Origin of the sequence: Hominiventricola aquisgranensis, assembly GCF_040096225.1 — a bacterium.
In the GTDB taxonomy this organism is placed as follows: Bacteria; Bacillota; Clostridia; order Lachnospirales; family Lachnospiraceae; genus Hominiventricola; species Hominiventricola aquisgranensis.
In genome coordinates, this window is sequence record NZ_JBBMFC010000067.1 from 1 (window position 1) to 1797 (window position 1797).

At 42.2% G+C, this 1797-nt stretch carries 1 protein-coding gene; it reads left to right on the forward strand.

The features are described from left to right. The first annotated feature begins 493 nt into the window (after positions 1–493). Positions 494–1777, forward strand: coding sequence for a group II intron reverse transcriptase/maturase (ltrA, locus tag WMO62_RS15710; RefSeq protein WP_349145270.1), 1284 nt, complete (start codon positions 494–496; stop codon positions 1775–1777). Positions 1778–1797 lie beyond the last annotated feature (20 nt).

Below are 1797 nucleotides of genomic sequence, written 5' to 3' on the forward strand. Positions count from 1 at the left end.
GTGTTTGCGCGCCATGGGCACGCTCTAACGGGTGCAAGTCCCGAACATGCCCAGATAGTGGGAAGTGTATAGCCGAACAGCAAGGGTGTCTATCGCGAGGTAGAATCTGAAGGAAGCTGTAAGCAAATCTCTGGTCCGACGAACAGAAATCACATATAAGGCTAGGCTACGAGAGATAAGTTGGCACGAAGCAACGAAGTCTAATAACTATCACCTTTGTAGTAGCAGAGTAAATGTGGCGGATATATGGAGAGAAAGAGCGTGCACCTTAAGCGTGGAGGTCTCATAGAGGTTCCATCAGCCTAGTAACAACGAACTGTGAGAAGTCAGCCGAGCCCATAGTAGTGAAGAAGTCTCTGTAATGGAGATGGAGCAAAGGGGCGAACAATCAATAAGTTTGAGTATGTCTCGGATTGCAGAAATGGCAACATCTGCCGTAACTAATCGGAAAAAAAAGGTGGTCAAATCAAGCGAGACGGAAAGGAAAGAACGCATGGACACAAGTAGTCTAATGGAGCAGATATTGTCTAGTGATAACCTCAACAGAGCATATCTGCAAGTCGTACGAAATAAAGGTGCAGAGGGAGTGGACGGAATGAAGTACACAGAACTCAAAGAATACCTTGCAAAGAACGGCGAAATCATCAAGGAACAGTTGAGGATGAGAAAATATAAACCTCAGCCAGTACGAAGAGTGGAGATACCAAAGCCTGATGGCGGTGTCAGAAACCTAGGAGTACCAACAGTAACAGACAGATTCATACAACAAGCCATTGCACAGGCTTTAACACCAATCTATGAGGAACAGTTCCATGACCATAGTTATGGATTCAGACCTAACAGATGTGCTCAGCAAGCAATTCTAACAGCGCTCGACATGATGAATGAGGGTAATGACTGGATTGTAGATATCGACTTGGAAAAGTTCTTTGACACAGTAAACCATGATAAGCTCATGACCATCATAGGTAGAACTATCAAAGATGGAGATGTTATCTCTATCGTTAGAAAATACCTTGTCAGCGGAATCATGATTGATGATGAATATGAGGATTCCATTGTGGGGACACCACAAGGAGGAAATCTCTCGCCATTATTGGCAAACATTATGCTGAATGAACTTGATAAGGAAATGGAAAAGCGGGGGCTTAACTTTGTACGATATGCGGATGACTGTATTATTATGGTCGGAAGCGAAATGTCTGCCAACAGAGTCATGAGAAATATTTCAAGATTTATTGAAGAGAAGCTAGGGCTCAAAGTCAACATGACCAAGAGTAAGGTGGATAGACCGCAAGGACTTAAATACCTTGGATTTGGTTTCTACTTTGATTCAAGAGCACATCAGTTTAAGGCAAAACCACACGCGAAATCAGTAGCGAAGTTCAAGAAAAGAATGAAAGAACTCACCTGTCGTAGCTGGGGCGTTAGCAACAGCTATAAGGTGGAGAAACTCAATCAGCTTATAAGAGGGTGGATTAACTACTTTAAGATAGGCAGCATGAAAACTCTCTGCAAAGAACTAGATGCTAGAATTCGTTATAGGTTGCGTATGTGTATCTGGAAGCAATGGAAAACTCCGCAAAATCGAATAAAGAATTTGATGAAACTTGGAGTTGATAAGGATATAGCTTGGATTACGGCATATACAGGTAGTCGAATCGCTTATGTGTGTCAGCGAAGAGTTATGAATTTTGCAATAAACAAAGAAAGACTAACCCAATTTGGATTAGTCTCAATGATAGATTACTACACCGAAAGGTGTGTTACTTGTTAAGTTGATTGAACCGCCGTATA